Raw genomic sequence first — 23,641 nt, 5'->3', positions numbered from 1 at the left:
CCGTGGCTTTTGTGCACGACGCAAAAACCCGTAGGAGCCGGCTTGCTGGCGATAGCGGCCTCGCAGGCGAAGCAGATGTCGCCTTAGAAAACCGAGGCGTAATCGCCCAGTTCGACCTGTACCGATTTGATGCGTGTGAAGTTGTTCAGCGAGCTGATGCCGTTCTCACGGCCAACACCCGACTGCTTGTAGCCGCCGACCGGCATCTTCGCGTCGGACTCGCCCCAGGCGTTGATCCAGCAGATACCGGCTTCCAGTTGATGAATCACGCGGTGAGCGCGGTTCAGGTCCTTGGTGACGATACCGGCGGCCAGGCCGAAGTCGGTGTCGTTGGCACGACGGATCACTTCTTCTTCGGTTTCGTAGGTCAGGATCGCCATCACCGGGCCGAAGATTTCTTCGCGCACGATGGTCATCTCGTCGGTGCAGTCGGTGAACACGGTCGGTGCCACGAATGCGCCTTTGGCGAAGTCACCTTCGGTCAGACGGCTGCCACCGCACAGCACGCGAGCGCCTTCTTCCTTACCTTTGGCGATGTAGCCCAGCACGCTTTCCATGTGGGCAAAGCTGACCAGCGGACCGAAGTTGGTGTTTTCGTCTTGCGGGTCGCCGATGCGAATGCGTGCAACGCGCTCGGCGATCTTGGCTTCGAACGCCGCTTTCAGGTGAGTCGGTACGAACACGCGGGTACCGTTGGTGCAGACCTGGCCGGAGCTGTAGAAGTTGGCCATCATCGCGGTGTCGGCGGCGCGATCGAGGTCGGCGTCGTCGAATATGATCAGCGGGGACTTGCCGCCCAGTTCCATGGTCACGTCTTTCAGCGAAGAGCTGGAAGCGCTGGCCATTACCTTCTTGCCGGTGTCGGTGCCGCCGGTGAACGAGACTTTTTCGATGCGCGGGTGCTCGGTCAGCCAGGTGCCGACTTCACGGCCGCTGCCGGTCAGGACGTTGAACACGCCAGCCGGAACGCCTGCTTCGGTGTAGATCTCGGCCAGTTTCAGGGTGGTCAGGGAAGTGACTTCGCTTGGCTTGAAGATCATCGCGTTACCGGCCGCCAGGGCAGGAGCGGACTTCCACAGAGCGATCTGGATCGGGTAGTTCCACGCGCCGATACCGGCGACAACGCCCAGCGGCTCGCGACGGGTGTAGACGAACGAAGTCGTGCGCAGTGGAATCTGCTCGCCTTCGATGGCAGGAACCAGGCCTGCGTAGTATTCCAGCACGTCAGCGCCGGTGACGATGTCGACATACTTGGTTTCGGAGAACGACTTGCCGGTGTCCAGGGTTTCCAGGGCCGCCAGTTCATCGTTGCGCTCGCGCAGGATGTCCACGGCACGGCGCAGGATGCGCGAACGCTCCATGGCGGTCATCGCGGCCCAGATTTTCTGGCCCTTTTCGGCGCTGACCACAGCGCGCTCGACGTCTTCCTTGGTCGCACGCTGTACGTTTGCGAGGACTTCACCGTTAGCCGGGTTGATGGCTTCGAAAGTGGCGTCGCTGCTGGCGTCGGAGTAACCGCCATCGATGTAGAGTTTTTGCAGTTCGAAACGGGCCATAAAGTCCTCGCAAGTGCATAAGTGGTTGGCGTTAACCACCGGGGTGTGCCGTGGAGCAGTTGGCATCGCCATCGGTAGCGTTCAGGGGTTGAGCGTTCTATGTGTGCTCTAACTCACCTGCTTGGCCAGTTGGAAATCCATGTATTCGTAAGCGATCCGGTGCGCCTGCTCGGTGTCGAAAGCATCTCCCGACAGCGCGCCGCGCAACCACAAACCGTCAATGAGGGCTGCCAGGCCCCGGGCTGCACTGCGCGCATCATCGAGCGGCAATACGCGGCGGAACTGGCAGCACAGGTTGGAATACAGACGGTGATCGTTGATCCGCTGCAACCTGTGCAAAGACGGGTGGTGCATGCTGGTGGCCCAGAAGGCCAGCCAGGTTTTCATTGCCGGGCCATTGACCTGGCTGGCGTCGAAGTTGCCTTCGATGATCACCTGCAGATGCGCCCGCGGGCTGGCATCTGTCAGCGCCTGACGGCGCGCGGTGACGTTCTCGCTCAGGACACTCATCAGGTACTGCGCCGTGGCAGCGATCAGGCCGTTCTTGTCCTGAAAGTAATGACTGATGATGCCATTCGAGACACCGGCCAAACGGGCGATCAGCGCAATGCTGGCATCCCCCATCCCGACCTGATCGACGGCCTGCAATGTGGCTTCGATCAATTGCTGGCGGCGGATGGGTTGCATACCGACCTTGGGCATCTTGCACATCTCCTTAGGCCTTCCGCAGACGCAAAACGCCTATCGGATTGAGGGCCAGTCTATTTTGTTTTGATTGAACGTTCAATCAACAAAGAATAAGATCTGCGACAAATCGTCGCTGCTTACAGATTTTTCCTACGTGTAAATGGCGATAAACCGACATCCAAAACGGCTCGAAACCTATACGCAACGGCGTCTACAGGCTTCGGGCTTTTTTCGGGGTGTCTTTATATCACCCGCCGGTCGGCTGCCAACTAATCGATTGGTCGGGTATCGCGTTGCCTTGTGTTCTTCTCTCGCACTGCCGGAGCATCTGTGCCATGAGTTCTGCCTCTCTAATAAAGACCCCACCCGAGAAGGTGACGGTCAACGGTTGGGTGTTCTACACCTCTACCGCGCTGATCCTGCTGTTGACCGCCATTCTGATCATCGCCCCGCAAGAGGCCGGCAGAATGCTCGGAGTGGCTCAGGCCTGGTTGTCCCGCAGCTTCGGCTGGTACTACATGGTGGTGATCGCCGCTTACCTGGTTTTTGTGGTCGGCCTGGCATTTTCGTCCTACGGCAAGCTCAAACTGGGCAGCAAGGACGACACCCCGGACTTCAGTTATGGCGCCTGGGCGGGGATGCTGTTCTCCTCGGGTATCGGCATCTCGCTGCTGTACTTCGGTGCTTCCGAGCCGCTGGACCACTATTTCAACCCACCGGAAGGCGTTTCGGCCAGCAACATGGCCGCGCGCCAGGCGGTGCAACTGACTTTCCTGCACTGGGGCCTGCATGGCTGGGCGATCTACGCACTGGTCGGCCTGGCCGTTGCTTACTTTGCCTACCGTCACAACCAGCCGCTGGCGTTGCGTTCGGCGCTGTATCCGCTGGTCGGTGAGCGTTGGGTCAAAGGCGCGGCCGGTCACGCGGTGGACGGCTTCGGCATGTTCGTGACCCTGTTGGGGCTGGTGACGAACCTGGGGATTGGTTCGCTGCAAGTGTCTTCGGGCCTTGAAAACCTGTTCGGCATGGAACACAGCAATACCAACCTGCTGATCGTGATCATCGTGATGAGCACCGTGGCGACCATCGCTGCCGTGTCCGGCGTGGAAAACGGCATTCGTCGTCTGTCCAACCTGAATATCGTGCTGTTCAGCGGCCTGCTGATTTTCGTGCTGCTGTTCGGCCCGACCCTGCATCTGCTCAACGGCTTCGTGCAGAACATCGGCGACTACCTGAACGGCGTGGTGCTGAAGACCTTCGACCTCTATGTGTACGAAGGCGACAGTGAGAAGTCCGACCGCTGGTTGGGCCTGTGGACCCTGTTCTACTGGGCCTGGTGGATTTCCTGGGCGCCATTCGTAGGCATGTTCATCGCGCGTATTTCCCGTGGTCGCACGGTGCGTGAACTGGTGGCTGGCGTGCTGCTGATCCCGCTGGGCTTCACCCTGGCGTGGCTGTCGATCTTCGGTAACTCGGCCCTGGACCTGGTGATGAACCATGGGGCGGTGGAGCTCGGGAAGACGGCGCTGGAACAACCGTCGATGGCAATCTACCAGTTGCTGGAGCATTACCCGGCGTCGAAAGTGGTGATCGGCGTGTCGATCTTTGTCGGTTTCGTGCTGTTCCTGACCCCGGCGGATTCCGGCGCGGTGATGATGGCCAACCTTTCGTGCAAGGGCGGCAATGTTGACGAAGATGCGCCGCACTGGCTGCGGATCTTCTGGTCTGTCGTGATCACCCTGGTGACCATCGGCCTGCTGTTCGCCGGTAACTTCGAAGCCATGCAAACCATGGTGGTGCTGGCCGGCCTGCCGTTCTCGGTGGTGCTGGTGTTCTTCATGTTCGGCTTGCACAAGGCCATGCGCCAGGACGTGCAGATCGAACAGGAGCAAGCGGAACTGGCTGCACGCGGTCGTCGTGGCTTCAGCGAGCGTCTGACTCAACTGGATTTGCAGCCGAACCAGTCGATCGTTCAGCGCTTCATGGACAAGCAAGTCAGCCCGGCGCTGGAAGAGGCCGTGGTGCAATTGCGTGGCAAAGGTCTGGACGTGCAAACGTTGCTGGGCAAGGCCAAGCGTTGCATGGGCCTGCGGATCGAGATGGAAGAGGGCAACCCTTTTGTCTACGAAGTGAGCCTGGATGGCTACCTGGCGGCGGCGAGCGACACGGTGTCGGCTGAAAGTGCCGATGAGCCGCGCGCACGTTACTACCGCGCCGAGGTGTACCTGCACAACGGCAGCCAGGACTACGACTTGATGGGCTTCACTCAGGATCAGATCACCCGTGACGTGCTCGATCAGTTTGAAAGCCATCGGCAGCTGCTTGGCCGGGTCTATAGTTGAGTAATCAAGGGCGCGGTGTTTCGGTCTGAAGCACTGCGTCGCATTCTTCGCGGGCAAGCCCGCTCCCACACTTGATCTCTAGTGGTCACCCATTCTGTGTTCACTGCAGACCTGATGTGGGAGCGGGCTTGCTCGCGAAGGGGCCATCAGCCGCAAAGCTGATTGACCCGATATCCCATAAACAAAAACGCCGCGATACTCTCGCGGCGTTTTTGTGTCTGCTGCCTTAGCCCAGGTTCTTGCCGAGCAGCGCGTGATACAGCTCGCTGTCGCCGAGAATCCCGACCACCTTGTTGTTGTCATGCAGTACCAGCTTGTTGCCGGTCTGATAACGAATCTGCAGCGCATCGCGCATGCCGATGTTCGAATCCACCAGGGTAGGTCGACGACCCAGGCCTTCCACGGCCTGACCTGGCACCCAGTTCTGCAAGTCCAGGGCCGAACCATTCTGGCGTGCGCCCTTGATGGTGTTGCCTTCGGCCAGGTCCAGCCACGAATCGCCGCCCGGATCGAGGCAGACCGAACCGTTGATGCGTTTGCAGTTGTCGAGGGTGCGCATCAGGCTGCGACCGCACAACACGTTCAGCGGGTTGGTGTGCGCAACGAAGGTCCGCACGTAGTCGTCCGCCGGGTTCAACACGATTTCTTCCGGCTTGCTGTACTGAATGATCCGACCGTCTTTCATGATCGCGATGCGGCTGCCGAGCTTCAAGGCTTCATCGAGGTCGTGGCTCACGAACACGATGGTTTTGCTGAGCTTGCGTTGCAGTTCCAGCAGTTCGTCTTGCAGGCCTTGGCGAATCAACGGGTCGAGTGCCGAGAACGGTTCGTCCATCAGCAGAATATCGGCATCCATCGCCAGCGCGCGGGCCAGGCCGACACGCTGCTGCATGCCGCCGGAGAGTTCGTCGGGCTTCTTGTTGCGCCACTGGGTCAGGCCCACCAGCTCAAGCTTTTCGTCCACCAGCTTGCGGCGTTCTTTCTCGGGGCGGCCCTGCATTTCCAGACCGAAGCTGATGTTCTCGCGCACCGTCAGCCAAGGCATCAGGGCGAACTTCTGGAACACCATCGCGATGCGCTTGGTGCGCATCATTTTCAGTTCGGCGGCACTGCAGGCGGCAATGTTGATTTGCTTGCCTTCGTGCTCGACGAACAGCTTGCCACGGCTGACGGTGTTGAGGCCGTTGATGCAACGCAGCAGGCTGGATTTGCCGGAGCCGGACAGGCCCATCAGCACGCAGATTTCACCTTTTTCGATGTCCAGGCTGGCCTTTTCAACGCCAACGATCTGCCCGGTCTTTTTCAGGATCTCGCTGCGGGTCAAGCCTTGATCAAGAAGTTTCAAGGCCTCGCGCGGATCTTTAGTGAAAATCACATCGACGTCTTCGAAGCGAATAATGCTCATGCGTCACCCCCTACTTTAGCGTCGGGTTGTTTGCAGATACGGTCGAGCATGATCGCCAGCAGTACGATCGCCAGGCCCGCTTCGAAGCCCAGGGCGATATCAGCAGTGTTCAGTGCGTTGACCACCGGTTTGCCCAGTCCGTCGGCGCCCACCAGTGCGGCGATCACCACCATCGACAGCGACAGCATGATGCACTGGGTGATGCCGGCCGCGATGCTCGGCATGGCGTGGGGCAGTTCGATCCTTGTGAGCAGTTGGCGACGCGAGCAGCCGAAGGCTTTGCCGGCGTCCATCAATTCTGCGGGTACATCGCGAATGCCCAGGTAAGTCAGGCGGATAGGCGCGGCAATCGCGAACACCACCGTGGAGATCAGGCCCGGGACCACACCCAGACCGAAGAGGGTCAGGGTAGGAATGAGGTAAACGAAGGTCGGTACGGTCTGCATCAGATCGAGTACCGGACGCATCACGGTGTAGAACATCGGTTTGTGCGCGGCAACAATGCCCAGCGGCACACCGATGACCACGCAGACCAGGGTGGCGAACAGCACCTGGGCGAGGGTTTCCATGGTTTCCTGCCAGTACCCCAGATTGAGGATCAGCAGAAAGGAGGCAATGACGAAAACGGTCAGCCCCCACTTTCGTTGAATGAAGTGTGCCAGTAGCGCGATGAGGCCGATCAATGCCAGCGGGTTGAACCAGGTCAGCGCAAAAGTCACGCCGTGGATCATCGTTTCCAGTGACACGGCGATTGCGTCGAAGGTGTTGGCGCCGTGTTGCGTCAACCATTCAACGAAGCCCGCGATGTACTGGCCTAGAGGTATTTTCTGATCAATCAGCATGGTAGTGAACGTCCGCATGCAAGGAAATAAACAGCCCGGGCGAGCGAACCCGCCCGGCGTAAGCGATTACTGCGCGAGCTTGGCTTTCACGGCCTCCAGGCCTGGTTTACCGTCAATGGTGGTCACGCCAGCGAGCCAGGTATCGAGGACCTGTGGATTCTTTTTCAGCCAGGCCTTGGCGGCCGCTTCAGGCTTCATTTTGTCGTCCAGGATGTTGCCCATCAGTGAGCTTTCCATGTCGACGGTGAATTCCAGGTTTTTCAGCAGCTGACCAACGTTGCTGCATTCCTGGACGTACCCCTTGCGGGTATTGGTTGCCACGGTGGCGGCGCCGAAGTCCGGGCCGAAGAAGTCGTCACCACCGGTCAGGTATTGAATCTTGAAACGCTTGTTCATTGGATGCGGCGCCCAGCCGAGGAATACGACGGCGGTGTCGCGTTTCTGGGCGCGGTCGACTTGCGACAGCATGCCGGCTTCGCTGGATTCGACCATCTTGAAACCGGCGTCCTTCAAGCCGAAGGCGTTCTTGTCGATCATACTCTGGATCAGACGGTTGCCGTCGTTACCCGGTTCGATGCCGTAGATCTTGCCGTCGAGTTCTTTCTTGAACTTGGCGATGTCGGCGAAGTCATGCAGCCCTTTGTCATACAGCGCCTGCGGCACAGCGAGGGTGTACTTGGCACCGGTGAGGTTGGTGCGCACGACATCCACGGTGCCGGCATCGCGGTAGGCCTTGATGTCGTTTTCCATGGTCGGCATCCAGTTACCCAGGAAGACGTCCATGTTCTTGCCGTCAGCCAGGGACTTGTAGGTCACCGGCACGGAAATCATGGTGGTTTTGGTCTTGTAGCCCAGGGCATCGAGCACGACGCTAGTGGTGGCGGTTGTCGCGGTAATGTCGGTCCAGCCGACATCGGAGAAGTTTACGGTGCTGCACTGAGCGGGTTCTGCGGCTTGAGCCAGTAACGGCAGACTCAGCATGGCGGCCAACAACAACGACGGGGAACCTTTCATGGATGGACTCCTTGGTGTTTTTTTTGGCAGTGTTCCGACTGGACCACCGCACTTATAGGTTGCGGTTGGATGGCGTTTTGGAGACAGCTCTACCACGGCGCCTTGCAATCGAGTCGATATGATCATGTACCAGTGAAAATCTGACGCCTACAGGGTGCGTCGTAACCAGTACAGGGATGGTCGCATCCAGTGTCGGTGACGTCGTTTACAGATTTTTTCAGCCCATTTTCCCCCTCTGCATCGCAAAAAAATGGCGAAAACATGGCGTAAAACGCACACGGCGTTGGTGAGCATGAGTACGTCGGTGTGAGACGTCGAACGACACCGCAAAAGCCTGATGATGCGGCCATCTCGGCGGATTGCAGCTTGAGCGTAGCAGCTCCGTCACCGGGCGCTTCTGCGCCTGGAGTTGGCACATCCAGGAGTTCGGCAGTAATGGCTATCAGCGTTTTCGACCTGTTCAAAATCGGCATCGGCCCTTCCAGTTCGCACACCGTGGGGCCGATGCGCGCCGCGGCGCTGTTCGTGCAAGGTTTGCGTGAGCAGGGTCTTTTGGAACAAGTGCGGCGTGTCGAAGTTCAGCTCTACGGTTCATTGTCGGCCACCGGCATCGGTCACGGCAGCGACAACGCGGTGATCATGGGACTGATGGGGGAGTGGCCGGACGCGATCGATCCGTCGCAAATCGGCATCCGCATTGAAACCCTGCGCGAAACCCACACGCTGCTGCTTGATGGGCGTTTATCGGTGCCGTTCATCTGGGCCCGGGACATGCGCCTGATCGACGAAAACCTGCCGTTCCACCCCAACGCCATGACCCTGATCGCCGAAGGCGATGACGGCGAGCTGCATCGCGACACCTACTATTCCATCGGCGGTGGATTTGTCGTCGATGAAGCACAAGCTTCCAGCGGTGTGGTGGATCTGGATCGCACGGTGTTGCCGTACGATTTCTCCAGCGCCGTCGAACTGCTCAGCCTCTGCAAGCAGCACAACCTGCGCGTCGCCGAACTGATGATGGCCAACGAGAAGGTCTGGCGCAGCGAAGAAGAAATCCGCGCCGGGCTGATGAAACTCTGGCGGGCGATGCAGGATTGCGTCGAGCAAGGCCTCAAGCACGAAGGCATCCTGCCCGGCGGCCTGAACGTGCGCCGTCGCGCGGCCAAATTGCACCGTAGCCTGCAGGAGTTGAACAAGCCCAACGTGATCGGCTCGACGCTGAGCGCGATGGAATGGGTCAACCTGTTCGCCCTGGCGGTCAACGAAGAAAACGCCGCCGGCGGGCGCATGGTCACGGCGCCGACTAACGGCGCTGCGGGGATCATTCCGGCGGTGTTGCACTACTTCATGAAATTCAGCGAGGCGGTGACCGACGCCTACGTGGTCGACTATTTCCTCAGTGCCGCAGCGGTGGGGATTCTGTGCAAGAAGAACGCCTCCATTTCCGGTGCGGAAGTCGGTTGCCAGGGCGAAGTCGGCTCGGCTTGCGCCATGGCGGCGGCGGGGTTGGCGGAGATCCTCGGCGCCACGCCGGAGCAATTATGTAACGCGGCGGAAATCGGCCTGGAGCACAACCTCGGCCTGACCTGCGATCCGGTCGGCGGACTGGTTCAAGTGCCGTGCATCGAGCGCAACGCGATTGCCGCGGTGAAGGCGATCAACGCGGCGCAGATGGCATTGCGCGGTGATGGGCAGCACTTTATCTCGCTGGATCGGGTGATCCGGACCATGCGTGATACCGGGGCGGATATGCATGACAAATATAAAGAGACTTCGCGGGGTGGGTTGGCGGTGAGTGCGGTGGAGTGTTGAGCTGACCCATCTCTGTAGGAGCCGGCTTGCTGGCGATGAACGATAACGCGGTCACTCTGAAAACCGCGTCGGTCCGATCGCCAGCAAGCCGGCTCCTTCAAAAAACCACCAGACCAGTCAAAACTGCGCGCTAAGTGAACACAGAAATTGGAACGCGCCACGTTTTGGCGCGTCGCTTACAGATAAGCCACTTGTATCAACTCTGGGATCCAAATCGGCCCTGACCGTCCGTCCCCTGTGCTTGCGGTGACACTCTGTCCTGAGGCGTCGCAAGCCTGTTCCCACAAGTGCTACCGATTTGCTCACACGCAACGGAGCAGAGCGCTTGCAGCCCTTCCTGCCACTGATAACCCCTACTCGCGACGCGGCTTATATAGACACGCTGCGACGTCGTTTTCAGGAGTTATTGAACGCGCATTCAATTTTAGGCATGGCAATTGCTCTGTCATTACAAAGCCCGTCTCCCATGCGAGAACGATGGCAATAACAAGAGCCTCCGCCTGAGGCCATCACCCGCTTTGTGTGAGGAGATACCGCGATGACGACGTTCAACTCAGGGGCTCAACCCCAGAACCGTGCGCCTCAATCCATCGGCTTTCTGCTGCTGGACAATTTCACGCTGATTTCTCTGGCCTCCGCCGTAGAACCCCTGCGTATGGCCAACCAATTGTCCGGCCGCGAGCTGTATCGCTGGACCACGCTCACCGTCGACGGCGGTCAGGTCTGGGCCAGTGACGGTCTGCAGATCACCCCCGACGCCTCCATGCACAAAGCACCGTCCATGGACACCATCATTGTCTGCGGCGGTATCGGCATTCAGCGCACTGTTACTCGCGAACACGTCTCATGGCTGCAAAGCCAGGCGCGTCAATCCAAGCGCCTCGGTGCCGTCTGCACCGGCAGCTGGGCCCTGGCCTGCGCCGGCCTGCTGGACGGTTTCGATTGCAGCGTGCACTGGGAATGCCTGGCCGCTATGCAGGAAGCATTTCCGCGTGTGGCGATGAGCACACGGTTGTTCACCCTCGACCGTAACCGTTTCACCAGTTCAGGCGGCACGGCGCCGCTGGACATGATGCTGCACCTGATCAGCCGCGATCACGGTCGTGAACTGTCGGCCGCGATCTCGGAAATGTTCGTCTACGAGCGCATCCGTAATGAACAGGATCACCAGCGCGTGCCGCTCAAGCACATGCTCGGCACCAACCAGCCGAAGCTGCAGGAAATCGTCGCGCTGATGGAAGCCAACCTCGAAGAGCCGATCGACCTCGACGAACTGGCGGTGTACGTCGCCGTGTCCCGTCGCCAGCTCGAGCGGTTGTTCCAGAAATACCTGCACTGCTCGCCGTCGCGTTACTACCTGAAACTGCGCCTGATCCGCGCCCGGCAGCTGCTCAAGCAAACGCCGATGTCGATCATCGAAGTGGCATCGGTGTGCGGCTTTGTGTCCACGCCGCACTTCTCCAAGTGCTACCGCGAATACTTCGGCATTCCGCCGCGTGACGAACGCGTGGGGTCCAACACCACGCAGCAAGTGGCGATGATGCCGCTGCCGCAAGCATTGGTGCTGTCGCCGTTGTCCGGGCCGTTGTCGGCGTTGAGTCAGGCGCGCAACGAATCGACGTTCGCCAGCGTAAGGCTCTAAGCCGAGGCTCCTTTAGAAAAAGATCGCAGCCTTCGGCAGCTCCTACAAAGATCGTTGTAGGAACTGCCGAAGGCTGCGATCTTTTGATCTTTTATCAGGCGCTACGGCTTTGCTGGTACTCCGCCAATGCCGGCAACAATTGCTTATCAATGGCCTGGCGCACGGCCGGCAGGATGGTCGCGCTGCTGGTGTACATCTGCTTGACCATGGTCCGCAGCGTCATCGCCTTTTCATCGTTCAAGCCCCGCACCGCGCACTCGCATGCCTGCTCGGCGGTGGAGCCGTTCGGTACTTGAAACCCCAACGATTTCAGCTGGCCCAACAGGTCTTCCTGGTCAATCAAATCGGCGTGCATCATGACGCAATCCTTCTTCAGGGAACGGTGTCGTGGTTCGATTCTCGTAGGGGCCGTTGGCGTCGGCAAGGACGATTTGTCGCAATGGCCGCAATACCTATGAACAGGTCGTTTTCGGCTAACTTGCGAGAGGGGAGAGTGGGCACACTGGATTCAGCTGGCTTCACGAAGGTTTGGTCACCCTCGCGCAACGGCTCCTCAACAGTACCTTCTGCCCCGATCCTGTCACGGCTTGATCGGGGCTTTTTTTGCCTGTGAGTCAGGCAGGGATGTGGTGTTTGGGCTGACGCCATCGCGAGCAAGCCGCTCCCACATTCAATCGCATTCCTTCTGAGGGAACTCGGTCGAATGTGGGAGCGGCGGTGCGACGATTCGACTTGCTCGCGATGAACGATGACGCGGTCTAGCGTTGCAACACGAGAATCCGTGACAACAGCTCATCCCGGTCGACATAGCATCCCTGGAAATGCCGGGCGCCCGTGGCGGGATCGAACGCATTGCGCGCATGGAGCGTGCGGCGGTTATCAAAGCACCACATCTCACCCGGATTAAGCCGCGTCATCACCCGGAATCGCGCCTCGCGGGTCATGGCGATAAACCGGCGATACGCACGATATAACCTGGGCATCTGCTCCACCGACGCATCGAACGGCCCGCGCAGAAAGTTCGCCATGCGGATTTCCGACACCTGCCCCAACGCATCCAGCGCAATGATCGGTGCGAGGCAGCGATAGTCGCTGTGACGGTCCTTGTTGCGAAATTCCACGGGGATTTCACACAAGGCTTTGAACGACTCGGGATCTTCCTCGCGCAACGCTTGGGCAATCGCGAAACCGTCGACAAAAATACTCTCGCCGCCGTCCGCGTCATTGACCAGGCAATGCAGGAATTGCAGGCCCGGTTGCAGCTCTCGGGTCGGCAGATCGCTGTGCAACGGCAGGTTGAAAGCGGTGTAGGCATTGCTGTCGGCATCGGCCTTGGATTGCACGTTGAACAGCACGCCGAAATTGCTCTCGCGGATGAAGGAAATCCGCTGGGCAATCAGCTTCAGCGAACCGGGCTCGGTGGGCACGCCGCGGACCTGGGTGAGGCCGATATCACGCACGGCCAGCAGCCACTGCAGCAAGGCGTCGTTGTCATTCATCAACGCCTGATAGTCAAACACCGGCAGCGGCAAATCGCTTCTCCAAAGCGTGGATTTGGGCTTGCCGGCCCGGCGTTCGGCGCGGGAGTCGTCGTCATAGGCATGAGCCCGCAGCCAGCCCGGATCAAAACGGCTGAGGTGGCCGTCCTGCCACTGGACGCAGAGGCAGCCTTCGGCGTCGACACTCGTCTGTGCGGGTATCAGGTTCTCAGCCACATCGACGATTTCCAGCACCTGCTCACGGGTTACGGTGTAGACACATTGCGGGCACGGGCAGTTGTCCCGCAGCCATTGATGATGAAAGGGGCTGACACGGGTATCCGCCCATGTCACGAGAATGCGATCCGCCAAGGCCTGCACGCCACTCAGCGCGCTGATCAACGGATAAGTACGAAAGTCGGCAAACGCAGCGGCGGTGTTCATGGCGATCTCCTTGTTATTTTTTTGCGGGTAGAGCGATCACTCGGCCAATGTAGTCGGGGGCAGGCAGGTCGGTCTGTTCGGCAACGATGGCTTGCAGCTTGCCCAGCGTTGCTTCGCTGAACGGCGCAGATCGCGGCCCGGCGAGGTCGACGTGCAGCAGCATTTGTTCGTTGCCCGCCAGTTCCTTGTCATCGCCGACCAGATGCAGGCTGTGATAGAGGTGCAGGCGTTTGCTGTCGTGAGCAATGATCTGGGTGTGCACTTCAACGTCGGCGTCGAGCTTCACTTCGTGCAGGTAGTTGAGGTGCAGTTCGAGGGTGAACAACGAGTTGCCGCTGGCTTCGCGGTTGTTGCTGTCCATGCCCAGACGGTCCATCAGTGCATCGGTGGCGTAGCTGAAAATCAGCAGGTAAAACGCGTCGCGCAGGTGGCCGTTGTAGTCGACCCAGTCGGGGATGATGGTGGTGCTGTAAGTCGTAAGCGCGGGCATGCGATCAGTTCCTGAAGTAATGAGAACCTGTAGGAGCCGGCTTGCTGGCGATGGCGGCGGCGCGGTGTTCCTGTCAAACCGCGTTGACCTCATCGCCAGCAAGCCGGCTCCTACAGGGAGCGGTGGTTAGTCGGCGAACGCCATCCCATGCTTCTCTTTGGTGTTTTTCACCGCTTCCAGCACCGCCAGCAGGCAATCATCACGATAGCGCTCCAGCGCCGAAATGCTGTGTTTGCCCAGCTGGTCGCTGGTGCCATCCACCACATCATCAATCAATTTGTCGGTCAGCTCCGGTGCCGGCAGATAGGTCCACGGCAATTGCAGCGCCGGACCGAACTGAGCCATGAAGTGCCGCATGCCGGCATCGCCACCGGCCAGGGTGTAAGTCAAAAAGGTGCCCATGAACGACCAGCGCAGACCCGCGCCAAAACGGATCGCATCGTCGATTTCACCGGTCGTCGCCACACCGTCGTTCACCAGGTGCAACGCCTCGCGCCACAGTGCTTCGAGCAAACGGTCGGCGATAAAGCCTGGCACTTCCTTGCGCACATGCAGCGGACGCATGCCCAAGGATTCGTAGACTTTCATGGCCGCTTGAACGGCTTCCGGTGCGGTATTTTTTCCGCCAACCACTTCCACCAGCGGCAACAGATAAACCGGGTTGAACGGGTGGCCAACCACGCAGCGTTCGGGGTGGGTCGAGCTCTCGTAGAACTCGCTCGGCAACAGGCCCGAAGTGCTGGAGCCGATCAGTGCATCAGGCTTGGCCGCTGCGCTGATTTTGCTGTGCAGTTCCAGTTTCAGATCGAGGCGTTCCGGGGCACTTTCCTGAATGAAATCGGCATCGCGAACGCACTCTTCAATGGTCGCGACAAAGCGCAGGCGATCCTGCGAAGCGCCGGGTGCCAGGCCTTGCTTCTCCAGCGCACCCCAAGCATTGGCGACACGTTTGCGCAGGGCGGCTTCGGCGCCGGGCGCCGGGTCCCAGGCCACCACATCGAGACCGTGGGCGAGGGCGCGGGAGACCCAGCCGCTGCCGATGACACCGCTGCCCAGGGCGGCGAAGGTTTTGATTTCGGTAATAAAAGTCATGGCAACTTCCTGAAAGAATTCGGTGATCCTCTGTAGGCGCCGGCTTGCTGGCGATGGCGGCGCTCCTGCCACAAAAATGTGAAGGATGTACCTGCGTCATCGCCAGCAAGCCGGCTCCTACAGGGTTATGTGTCTGGCTCAGCCGCGCTTGGTCAGGCCCATTTTTGCCCGGCCTTCGGCCGGTGTCAGAACCCGGGCGCCGAGGCGGCTGAGGATTTCCGAGGCACGCTCGACCAGTTGGCCGTTGGTTGCCAGCACACCCTTGTCCAGCCAGATGTTGTCTTCCAGGCCGACCCGCACGTTGCCGCCGAGCAGCACCGCTTGTGCCGCCATCGGCATCTGCATGCGACCGATGCCGAAACCAGCCCACACGGCGTTGGCGGGCAGGTTGTCGACCATGGCTTTCATGGTGGTGGTATCAGCCGGCGCACCCCAAGGGATGCCCAGGCACAGCTGGAACAGCGGGTCGTCTAGCAGGCCTTCCTTGATCAACTGTTTGGCGAACCACAGGTGACCGGTGTCGAAGATTTCCAGCTCGGCCTTCACGCCCAGCTCTTGAATGCGTTTGGCGCCAGCACGCAGCTGCGCCGGGGTGGACACGTAAATGGTGTCGCCGTCGCCGAAGTTCAGGGTGCCGCAATCGAGGGTGCAGATTTCCGGCAGCAGTTCTTCTACGTGCGCCAGTCGGGTCAGCGGGCCGACCAGGTCGGTGTTCGGGCCGAACTCCATCGGGTTCTCGCCGGCGCCGATTTCCAGGTCGCCGCCCATGCCGGCGGTGAGGTTGACGATGATGTCGACGTCGGCCTCGCGGATGCGCTCCATCACTTCGCGGTACAGCGCCACGTCACGGCTGAACTTGCCGGTTTCCGGGTTGCGCACGTGGCAGTGGACGACCGTGGCGCCTGCTTTTGCTGCTTCTACTGCGGCAGCGGCGATCTGTTTCGGGGTGACCGGCACGTGTGGGCTTTTGCTGGTCGTGTCGCCAGCACCGGTAAGTGCGCAGGTGATGATGACGTCGTGGTTCATGAGGCGGGTTCCTTGCAGGCGTGATGATTCCGTTCGCAGCCCCGTAGGGCTGCGAGTCGGTGGTTCAATCGGGGTTTATTTGCTGGTCAGTTTCAAATTCTCAGCGGCCGGTTTGCCATCGAAAGTGGTTACACCTTCGAGCCAGCGCTGTTTGTCTTGCGGGTGATCTTTCAGCCATTGTTTGGCCGATTCGAGCGCGTCCTTGTGATCCAGCAGCGGCTGCATCATCCGGCTCTCGTCTTCGGCGGTGTAGGTCAGGTTACTGAGCAATTTGCCGATGTTCGGGCACTGCTGTGCGTAGTTCGGCGCGGTGACGGTCCAGACCGTGGCCATCCCTTCATTCGGGCCCAGCGCGTCGTCGCTGCCGGTGAGGTAAGTCATCTGCACGTTGACGTTCATCGGGTGCGGAGCCCAGCCGAAGAACACCACGGCTTCCTTGCGGCGTACGGCGCGATCCACTGCCGCGAGCATGCCGGCCTCGCTGGACTCGACCAACTGGAACTTGCCGAGGCCAAACTGGTTCTTGGCGATCATCGCCTTGATCTGGGTGTTGGCGCCCGAGCCAGGCTCGATACCGTAAATCTTGCCGCCCAGTTCTTTCTCGAACTTGGCGATGTCGGCAAAGGTTTTAAGGCCCTTGTCGGCAAGGTAGGTCGGTACGGCGAGGGTGGCGCGAGCGTCTTTCAGGCTTGGCGCTTCAAGGACCTTGACCTGATTGGCGTCGACGAACGGCGTGATGGTCTGGGTCATCAGCGGGTTCCAGTAGCCCAGGAACAGGTCCAGGCGCTGGTCGCGGATCCCGGCGAAAATGATTTGCTGGGACGCGCTGGTTTGTTTGGTGTTGTAGCCGAGGCCGTCGAGCAGGACCTGGGTCATGGCGCTGGTGGCGATTACATCGGTCCAGTTCACGACGCCCATGCGCACGTTCTGGCATGAAGCAGGTTCGGCCGCCATGACACTGGCGCTCAGGAAAGCGGTACCGCTGAGTGCAAGAACACAGCTGCTGATCAGTCGTTTCATCTCAGGTTTCCTCGGCAGTTCGTTATTGTGGGGCCCGGCATCTTCGTGCGCCGGTGATGACCAAGTTACGCACCAACGCCCCCGTTAAAACGCACTGCGGCGACCAGCTCTTGCACTGCAGCGACCTGACCTCTTGAATGCCGCGTGCAAGTGGCGTATCAACAGCACACGCTCCCCTCCCTCTCGTTACCCGCGAATCGAGTGCGCTCCATGTCCCAGGATTTCTACTTCATGTTGATGCCGGGTTTTTCGGCCATCGGTTTTATCTCGGCCATCGAGCCGTTGCGGGTCGCCAATCGTTTTCGCGGCGAGCTGTATCGCTGGCATGTACTGAGCGCGGACGGCGGGGCGGTGCTGGCCAGTAACGGCATGTCGGTCAATGCCGACGCGGCACTGGAGCCGCTGAAGAAAGGCGCGACGTTATTGGTGGTCGCGGGTTTCGAGCCGCTGAAATTCGCCACCCCGGCGCTGGAACACTGGCTGCGCCGGCTCGATAACGAAGGCGTGACCCTTGGCGCCATCGACACTGGCAGCTTCGTCCTCGCCGAAGCCGGCCTGCTCGACGGCCATCGCCTGACCCTGCACTGGGAAGCCATCGACGCCTTCAAGGAATCTTATCCACAGCTCAGCGTCACCCAGGAACTGTTCGAGATCGATCGTCGGCGCATCACCTCCGCCGGCGGCACGGCGTCCATCGACCTGATGCTCGACCTCATCGCTCAGGCCCACGGCCCGGAACTGGCAATCCAGGTCAGTGAACAATTCGTACTCGGCCGCATCCGCCCGCGCAAAGACCACCAGCGCATGGAAGTCGCCACGCGGTACGGCATCAGCAACAAGAAGCTCGTGCATGTGATCGGCGAGATGGAACAGCACAGCGAACCGCCGCTGACCACGCTGGAGCTTGCGGAATCGATCAAAGTGACGCGGCGGCAGCTGGAACGTTTGTTCAGGCTGCATTTGAACGACACGCCGAGCAATTTCTACCTGCGGCTAAGGCTGGAAAAGGCACGGCAGTTGTTGCGGCAGACGGACATGAGCGTGCTGGAAGTGAGCATTGCGTGCGGGTTTGAGTCGCCGTCGTATTTCACCCGCAGTTATCGGGCGCGGTTTGAGCGGTGTCCGCGCGAGGACCGGCGACAAACACAGAAGGCCTGACGCGGGCCCTTGCAGGAGCCGGCTTGCTGGCGATAGCGGTCTCAAGATCTGCGTAGATTTTTAGGGCCCCATCGCCAGCAAGCCGGCTCCTGCAGGGGGCGGGGCGTTTACTTTTTCATTAGGGCAGAACAGGCCGCTTTGAATGCCTCATGCTGATACTTGTTCAGTGTCCCCGGCAGCTCAAAATCAAACTTCTTGTTCTGTGCATTGATCGTCTGCGGCGACAGCAACGTCACCTCGCAACTCTCCAGCAACTGAAAAATACCCTCGATCTTGAACGTCGTCGGGCCACCCGCGAATTCGCCTTTCTTACTGCGTTTCTTGATCGCGATCCGGTCGATGGAGTTCTCACGGACAAACGACGCGACCTGAGCGGCAAACACCTTGACGTTGGCGGCCTCGTCGTCATCGTCGAGGGCGATTTTCTTGGTATTGAGCGCGACGTGGCTCAGCACCTGATCGTCGAGGGACGCCACGGCGATGATCGCTTCGCTGCCTTTGATTTCGATGCCGCAGAATTTCATGTCGATCCCTTTCACAAATGGTTGTGTGCAGCCTACAGCTCAAGTTGACTGGCCGTGATGCCAAACGCCGCGGCAATTTTCTCGCGGGTGGCTTTGCGCGGTTTTGCAACCGTCTCTTGCTGGGCGAAGGCCGGCTGGGAAATACCCATGCGTTTGGCTACTTCATCCTGGGTAAGGTTCAGGTGTTCGCGCCAGGCGCGAATCGGTGTTGCGCCATCGACGATACGGCTGACGACTTCGTGGGGAATCAGATCGGGTTCAATCTTCTGCGCCACATATTGCGCGTAGGGAATGACCACGAAAGCAGGGTTGCCCTCCGCGTCGTTGATGATTTGAACGTCAGCAGGTGCGTTCATCGCGTTTTTTGACCTCTTGAATACTGACCACTTTGATTGCGCCATCCCAGTCGAACATGACTCGATAATTACCCACTGGAAGTCGATAGGCGTAGTCATGACCGACCAGTGCTTTGACATTGACGATGTCAGGCATGTCAGTCCGCACCGCGACGGCATCACGGACCTGGATCTGGTGAGCGGAATGCAATTTCAGAAGCTGCTTAACGGCCTTTCGAGTCCAGTGAATGCTGTTCATTAGAGAATATAAGTCTTTTATAAGATTTTCCAATCGTTACTTATATTTCTCTCTTGGCCAATTAACGAAGCATGTCGGGATATTGCCCCACTGTCAGGGTCTGTTGCGAGGTGTTGGGAGCGCTGTAGGCTTGGTCAGCGAGGTTTGTAGGAAACAGCATTTCTTGAGGGCCGAAAGCTGGCGAAGTTGCCAGCTTTCCGACGGAAGTTCGGGGTCACTCCTGCCCAATCGACTCCAAAAATTCCGACCGCTCATCACTCATTCGCGCTACGCAGTCATTCTGCGCAATCGTAAACGCCTTGCTGCCACTGGTCGCCGGAAACGCTTCAACCGCGCAATCCGCGTCCCGGGTTTTCAGCCATTGTTGCTGGGCTGCCTTGATTTTGGCGGTGATGTCGGCCAGTTGCGTCGGGCTCTTGCCGTAGAGCGTTTGCATGCGCTCGGTCAGGCTTTGGTAGTTGTCCTTGAGCAGGTCTTCGGCGGTGGTTCGGCTGTAGATCGAGCATTCCAGGGTCTGGACGTCGTTTTCGACCGCGTCGCAGGGGTTGGTGTCGGACTCTTCAGCCGCCTGTACGCCGGTCGCTATCAGTGCCATTGCCAGTAAGATCGATTTCATTGCGTCTCAGCCCTTTTTTTGGCCCAAATTCCGTAATGCCGCGAATTCTGGCCCATGCGTAAGCCCTTGAACAGGTGGCCTGTGACGTTCAACGACGACCCTTTGTCGCGGATTGACGCTTTCGGCAAACCCTCTGTCGTTTTTGCACCCGGCTGCACCGGTCCTCAGGCATATGCTGGCCCCAAAGCGCCGGCACACGATTCGGCGCATGAATCGCTAATAGGGGACAGCCTGATGAGCCCAGCCGAATTGCACGCCGACAGCATCGTTATCGACGGGCTGATTATTGCCAAGTGGAACCGCGAGCTGTTTGAAGACATGCGCAAGGGCGGTCTGACCGCGGCCAACTGCACCGTGTCGGTGTGGGAGGGCTTTCAGGCCACCGTCAACAACATCGCCGCCAGCCAGAAGCTGATTCGCGAGAACAGCGACCTGGTGATTCCGGTGCGCACCACGGCCGACATCCGTAAAGCCAAGGAGCAGGGCAAGACCGGCATCCTCTTCGGCTTCCAGAATGCGCACGCGTTTGAAGACCAGATCGGCTATGTCGAGGTGTTCAAGCAGCTCGGCGTCGGTATCGTGCAGATGTGCTACAACACCCAGAACCTGGTCGGTACCGGTTGCTATGAGCGCGATGGCGGTCTGTCGGGCTTCGGTCGTGAAATCGTTGCCGAGATGAACCGCGTTGGCGTCATGTGCGACCTGTCCCACGTCGGTTCGAAAACGTCCGAAGAAGTCATCCTCGAATCCAAGAAGCCGGTCTGCTACTCCCACTGCCTGCCGTCGGGTCTGAAAATTCACCCGCGCAACAAATCCGATGAAGAACTGAAGTTCATCGCCGATCACGGCGGTTTCGTCGGCGTGACCATGTTCGCGCCGTTCCTGGCCAAGGGCATCGACTCGACCATCGACGACTACGCCGAAGCCATCGAATACACCATGAACATCGTCGGCGAAGACGCCATCGGCATCGGCACCGACTTCACCCAGGGCCATGGCCAGGACTTCTTCGAATACCTGACGCATGACAAGGGCTATGCCCGCCGTCTGACCAGCTTCGGCAAGATCATCAACCCGCTGGGCATCCGCACCGTCGGCGAGTTCCCGAACCTGACCGAAACCCTGCTCAAGCGCGGCCATTCCGAGCGCGTGGTCCGCAAGATCATGGGCGAGAACTGGGTCAACGTCCTCAAGGACGTCTGGGGCGAGTAAGCCGCCGCACCTCTGAATCCTTTCCCCTGGCCTTGCGTGCCGGGGGCAACAGCAAAATTTTTCTGGAGTTAAGTTTCCATGGCCAAGATCGCCCCGCAATTGCCAATCGAAGTCGACAGCGAAACCGGTGTCTGGACCTCCGACGCCCTGCCGATGCTGTACGTACCGCGTCACTTCTTCGTCAACAACCACATGGGTATCGAGGAAGTGCTGGGCGCCGAAGCCTACGCCGAAATCCTTTACAAGGCTGGCTACAAATCCGCCTGGCACTGGTGTGAAAAAGAAGCTGAATGCCACGGCCTGGAAGGCGTCGCGGTGTTCGAGCACTACATGAAACGCCTGTCGCAACGCGGCTGGGGCCTGTTCAAGATCCAGGACATCGACCTCGACAAAGGCACCGCCAGCGTCAAGCTCGAACACTCGGCGTTCGTCTACGTCTACGGCAAGGTCGGGCGCAAGGTCGACTACATGTTCACTGGCTGGTTTGCCGGTGCCATGGACCAGATCCTGCAGGCCCGCGGCAGCAAGATTCGTACGGTTGCCGAGCAAGTCTACGGTGGCTCCGAAGAAGGCCACGACGACGGTTTGTTCACCGTCAAGCCGTTGTAAGTCGAGGACCCCGCCATGGCTTTCGAAGCAATGTTCCAGCCGATCCAGATCGGCAAACTGACCATCCGCAACCGCGTGCTCAGCACCGCGCACGCCGAGGTCTACGCGACCGACGGCGGCATGACCACCGACCGGTACGTCAAGTATTACGAAGAGAAAGCCAAGGGCGGGATCGGCCTGGCGATTTGTGGCGGTTCTTCCAGTGTGGCCATCGACAGCCCGCAAGGCTGGTGGAAGTCGGTCAACCTGGCCGACGACCGGATCATTCCGCACTTCCAGAACCTGGCTGATGCCATGCACAAGCATGGCGCCAAGATCATGATCCAGATTACTCACATGGGCCGTCGTTCCCGCTGGGACGGCGAGCACTGGCCAACCTTGCTGTCGCCGTCGGGCATCCGTGAACCGGTGCACCGCGCGACCTGCAAAACCATCGAGCCGGAAGAAATCTGGCGCGTGATCGGCAACTACGCCAGCGCTGCGGCACGTGCCAAGGCCGGTGGCCTCGACGGCGTCGAACTGTCCGCCGTGCACCAGCACATGATCGACCAGTTCTGGAGCCCGCGGGTCAACAAGCGTACCGACGAATGGGGCGGCAGCTTCGAGAACCGCATGCGTTTCGGCCTGGAAGTGATCAAGGCTGTGCGGGCTGAAGTCGGCCCGGATTTCTGCGTCGGCATCCGTCTGTGCGGTGATGAGTTCCACCCGGACGGCTTGTCCCACGAGGACATGAAGCAGATCGCCAAGTACTACGACGACACCGGCATGATCGACTTCATCGGCGTGGTCGGCTCGGGTTGCGACACCCACAACACCCTGGCCAACGTTATCCCGAACATGAGTTATCCACCGGAGCCGTTCCTGCATTTGGCCGCCGGTATCAAGGAAGTGGTGAAGGCGCCGGTTCTGCATGCGCAGAACATCAAGGACCCGAACCAGGCGACCCGTATTCTGGAAGGCGGCTACGTGGACATGGTCGGCATGACCCGCGCCCACATCGCTGACCCGCACCTGATCGCCAAGATCAAGATGGGCCAGGTCGACCAGATCAAACAATGCGTCGGCGCCAACTATTGCATCGACCGTCAGTATCAAGGTCTGGACGTGTTGTGCATCCAGAACGCCGCGACCTCCCGTGAATACATGGGGGTGCCGCACATCATCGAGAAATCCACCGGGCCGAAACGCAAAGTCGTGGTGGTCGGTGCCGGCCCTGCCGGGATGGAAGCCGCTCGTGTATCCGCCGAACGTGGCCACGACGTGACCCTGTTCGAGAAGAAAGAATTCATCGGCGGGCAGATCACGACCGCGTCGAAAGCCCCGCAACGGGACCAGATTGCCGGGATCACCCGTTGGTTCCAGCTGGAACTGGCGCGTCTGAAAGTCGACCTGCGCCTGGGCGTGGCCGCCGATGCGGCAACCATTCTCGACCTGCGTCCGGACGTGGTGGTGCTCGCCGTTGGCGGTCACCCGTTCCTGGAGCAGAACGAACATTGGGGCGCGGCTGAAGGCCTGGTGGTCAGCAGCTGGGACATCCTCGACGGCAAGGTTGCACCCGGCAAGAACGTGCTGGTCTACGACACCATTTGCGAGTTCACCGGGATGTCGACCGCCGACTTCCTCGCCGACAAGGGCTGCCAGGTCGAGATCGTCACCGACGACATCAAGCCAGGCGTAGCGATTGGCGGCACCTCGTTCCCGACGTACTACCGCAGCATGTACCCGAAAGAAGTGATCATGACCGGGGACATGATGCTGGAGAAGGTCTACCGCGAAGGCGACAAGCTGGTGGCGGTGCTGGAAAACGAATACACCGGCGCCAAAGAGGAGCGGGTGGTGGACCAGGTCGTCGTCGAAAACGGCGTGCGTCCGGACGAAGAAATCTACTACGCCATGAAGGAAGGCTCGCGCAATAAAGGCCAGATGGACATCGAAGCCCTGTTCGCGATCAAGCCACAACCTTCGTTGAGCCAGGCGGGCGACGGCTACTTGCTGTTCCGCATCGGCGACTGCGTGGCACAGCGCAACACCCACGCGGCGATCTACGACGCGCTGCGGTTGTGCAAGGATTTCTAAGC

General features: G+C 59.7%; 22 protein-coding genes. 7 read left to right on the top strand and 15 right to left on the bottom strand.

Annotated features, from left to right (window positions below):
* Window positions 1–83 precede the first annotated feature (83 nt).
* Entirely contained in the window at window positions 84–1,556 is a 1,473-nt protein-coding gene (betB, locus tag PMI01S_RS06315; protein WP_084318477.1) for a betaine-aldehyde dehydrogenase, read from the bottom strand.
* Between the two features lie 108 nt (window positions 1,557–1,664).
* The gene (gene betI / locus PMI01S_RS06310) at window positions 1,665–2,258 is read right to left on the bottom strand and encodes a transcriptional regulator BetI (RefSeq protein ID WP_084318476.1); all 594 of its coding nucleotides are present in this window, start codon (window positions 2,256–2,258) and stop codon (window positions 1,665–1,667) included.
* A gap of 377 nt (window positions 2,259–2,635) precedes the next feature.
* On the opposite strand from betI, the gene PMI01S_RS06305 reads away from it, so the two are divergent.
* The gene (locus tag PMI01S_RS06305; protein ID WP_235864486.1) at window positions 2,636–4,585 is read left to right on the top strand and encodes a BCCT family transporter; all 1,950 of its coding nucleotides are present in this window, start codon (window positions 2,636–2,638) and stop codon (window positions 4,583–4,585) included.
* 226 nt (window positions 4,586–4,811) lie between these two features.
* On the opposite strand, the gene choV is transcribed toward PMI01S_RS06305, so the two are convergent.
* From choV to PMI01S_RS06285, 3 genes are all read right to left on the bottom strand, one after another.
* The gene (choV, locus tag PMI01S_RS06295; protein ID WP_084318474.1) at window positions 4,812–5,990 is read right to left on the bottom strand and encodes a choline ABC transporter ATP-binding protein; all 1,179 of its coding nucleotides are present in this window, start codon (window positions 5,988–5,990) and stop codon (window positions 4,812–4,814) included.
* A complete protein-coding gene (gene choW, locus PMI01S_RS06290; protein ID WP_084318473.1) occupies window positions 5,987–6,832 on the bottom strand; it encodes a choline ABC transporter permease subunit in 846 nt (281 codons plus the stop codon). Before choW ends, choV begins: the two co-directional genes overlap by 4 nt.
* Before the next feature lie 66 nt (window positions 6,833–6,898).
* Window positions 6,899–7,846: a choline ABC transporter substrate-binding protein gene (locus PMI01S_RS06285; protein ID WP_084318472.1), complete on the bottom strand. Its 948-nt coding sequence runs from the start codon at window positions 7,844–7,846 to the stop codon at window positions 6,899–6,901.
* 435 nt (window positions 7,847–8,281) lie between these two features.
* Here PMI01S_RS06285 and PMI01S_RS06280 point away from each other — a divergent pair, with 435 nt between their 5' ends.
* On the top strand, window positions 8,282–9,658 hold the full coding sequence (locus PMI01S_RS06280) for an L-serine ammonia-lyase (RefSeq protein ID WP_084318471.1): 1,377 nt from the start codon (window positions 8,282–8,284) through the stop codon (window positions 9,656–9,658).
* A 538-nt stretch (window positions 9,659–10,196) separates the two neighbouring features.
* The gene (gbdR, locus tag PMI01S_RS06275) at window positions 10,197–11,300 is read left to right on the top strand and encodes a choline metabolism transcriptional regulator GbdR (protein WP_017341204.1); all 1,104 of its coding nucleotides are present in this window, start codon (window positions 10,197–10,199) and stop codon (window positions 11,298–11,300) included.
* Between the two features lie 94 nt (window positions 11,301–11,394).
* Here the strand turns inward: gbdR and PMI01S_RS06270 are convergent, their stop codons facing one another.
* The 6 genes from PMI01S_RS06270 to PMI01S_RS06240 form a co-directional block, all read right to left on the bottom strand.
* Window positions 11,395–11,658, bottom strand: a complete 264-nt coding sequence (locus PMI01S_RS06270) for a hypothetical protein (protein ID WP_084318470.1) — start codon at window positions 11,656–11,658, stop codon at window positions 11,395–11,397.
* A gap of 400 nt (window positions 11,659–12,058) precedes the next feature.
* Window positions 12,059–13,222 carry a gamma-butyrobetaine dioxygenase gene (locus tag PMI01S_RS06260; protein WP_084318468.1) on the bottom strand — a complete coding sequence of 388 codons (1,164 nt, stop codon included), beginning with the start codon at window positions 13,220–13,222 and terminating at the stop codon, window positions 12,059–12,061.
* A 13-nt stretch (window positions 13,223–13,235) separates the two neighbouring features.
* Complete coding sequence (locus PMI01S_RS06255; protein WP_084318467.1) at window positions 13,236–13,712, bottom strand: thioesterase family protein; 477 nt, start codon at window positions 13,710–13,712, stop codon at window positions 13,236–13,238.
* A 126-nt stretch (window positions 13,713–13,838) separates the two neighbouring features.
* On the bottom strand, window positions 13,839–14,804 hold the full coding sequence (locus PMI01S_RS06250) for an L-carnitine dehydrogenase (protein WP_084318466.1): 966 nt from the start codon (window positions 14,802–14,804) through the stop codon (window positions 13,839–13,841).
* A gap of 138 nt (window positions 14,805–14,942) precedes the next feature.
* The gene (cdhC, locus tag PMI01S_RS06245; protein WP_017341199.1) at window positions 14,943–15,830 is read right to left on the bottom strand and encodes a 3-dehydrocarnitine:acetyl-CoA trimethylamine transferase CdhC; all 888 of its coding nucleotides are present in this window, start codon (window positions 15,828–15,830) and stop codon (window positions 14,943–14,945) included.
* A 75-nt stretch (window positions 15,831–15,905) separates the two neighbouring features.
* Window positions 15,906–16,850: a choline ABC transporter substrate-binding protein gene (locus PMI01S_RS06240; RefSeq protein WP_084318465.1), complete on the bottom strand. Its 945-nt coding sequence runs from the start codon at window positions 16,848–16,850 to the stop codon at window positions 15,906–15,908.
* 210 nt (window positions 16,851–17,060) lie between these two features.
* Here PMI01S_RS06240 and PMI01S_RS06235 point away from each other — a divergent pair, with 210 nt between their 5' ends.
* Complete coding sequence (locus PMI01S_RS06235; protein WP_084318464.1) at window positions 17,061–18,008, top strand: GlxA family transcriptional regulator; 948 nt, start codon at window positions 17,061–17,063, stop codon at window positions 18,006–18,008.
* Window positions 18,009–18,115: 107 nt separating this feature from the next.
* On the opposite strand, the gene PMI01S_RS06230 is transcribed toward PMI01S_RS06235, so the two are convergent.
* The 4 genes from PMI01S_RS06230 to PMI01S_RS06215 all read right to left on the bottom strand — a co-directional run bounded on the left by PMI01S_RS06230 (window position 18,116) and on the right by PMI01S_RS06215 (window position 19,742).
* Complete coding sequence (locus PMI01S_RS06230; protein ID WP_084318463.1) at window positions 18,116–18,532, bottom strand: DUF3010 family protein; 417 nt, start codon at window positions 18,530–18,532, stop codon at window positions 18,116–18,118.
* 32 nt (window positions 18,533–18,564) lie between these two features.
* Window positions 18,565–18,888 (bottom strand): helix-turn-helix domain-containing protein, encoded by a 324-nt coding sequence (locus PMI01S_RS06225; RefSeq protein ID WP_084318462.1) that lies wholly within the window; start codon window positions 18,886–18,888, stop codon window positions 18,565–18,567.
* Window positions 18,872–19,126 carry a type II toxin-antitoxin system RelE family toxin gene (locus PMI01S_RS06220; protein WP_084318461.1) on the bottom strand — a complete coding sequence of 85 codons (255 nt, stop codon included), beginning with the start codon at window positions 19,124–19,126 and terminating at the stop codon, window positions 18,872–18,874. Before PMI01S_RS06220 ends, PMI01S_RS06225 begins: the two co-directional genes overlap by 17 nt.
* 214 nt (window positions 19,127–19,340) lie before the next feature.
* Window positions 19,341–19,742 carry a lysozyme inhibitor LprI family protein gene (locus PMI01S_RS06215; protein WP_084318460.1) on the bottom strand — a complete coding sequence of 134 codons (402 nt, stop codon included), beginning with the start codon at window positions 19,740–19,742 and terminating at the stop codon, window positions 19,341–19,343.
* Window positions 19,743–19,976: 234 nt separating this feature from the next.
* On the opposite strand from PMI01S_RS06215, the gene PMI01S_RS06205 reads away from it, so the two are divergent.
* The 3 genes from PMI01S_RS06205 to dgcA all read left to right on the top strand — a co-directional run bounded on the left by PMI01S_RS06205 (window position 19,977) and on the right by dgcA (window position 23,639).
* A complete protein-coding gene (locus PMI01S_RS06205) occupies window positions 19,977–20,954 on the top strand; it encodes a dipeptidase (RefSeq protein ID WP_008033250.1) in 978 nt (325 codons plus the stop codon).
* A 78-nt stretch (window positions 20,955–21,032) separates the two neighbouring features.
* Window positions 21,033–21,563: a DUF5943 domain-containing protein gene (locus tag PMI01S_RS06200; RefSeq protein WP_007947752.1), complete on the top strand. Its 531-nt coding sequence runs from the start codon at window positions 21,033–21,035 to the stop codon at window positions 21,561–21,563.
* Window positions 21,564–21,578: 15 nt separating this feature from the next.
* A complete protein-coding gene (gene dgcA / locus PMI01S_RS06195) occupies window positions 21,579–23,639 on the top strand; it encodes a dimethylglycine demethylation protein DgcA (protein ID WP_084318458.1) in 2,061 nt (686 codons plus the stop codon).
* Window positions 23,640–23,641 lie beyond the last annotated feature (2 nt).

The sequence above is a fragment of the Pseudomonas migulae NBRC 103157 genome (assembly GCF_002091715.1).
GTDB classification, from domain to species: domain Bacteria; phylum Pseudomonadota; class Gammaproteobacteria; order Pseudomonadales; family Pseudomonadaceae; genus Aquipseudomonas; species Aquipseudomonas migulae_A.
The sequence above is the reverse complement of the archived record's forward strand: the minus strand, read 5'-3'. Positions and strand labels throughout refer to the sequence as shown.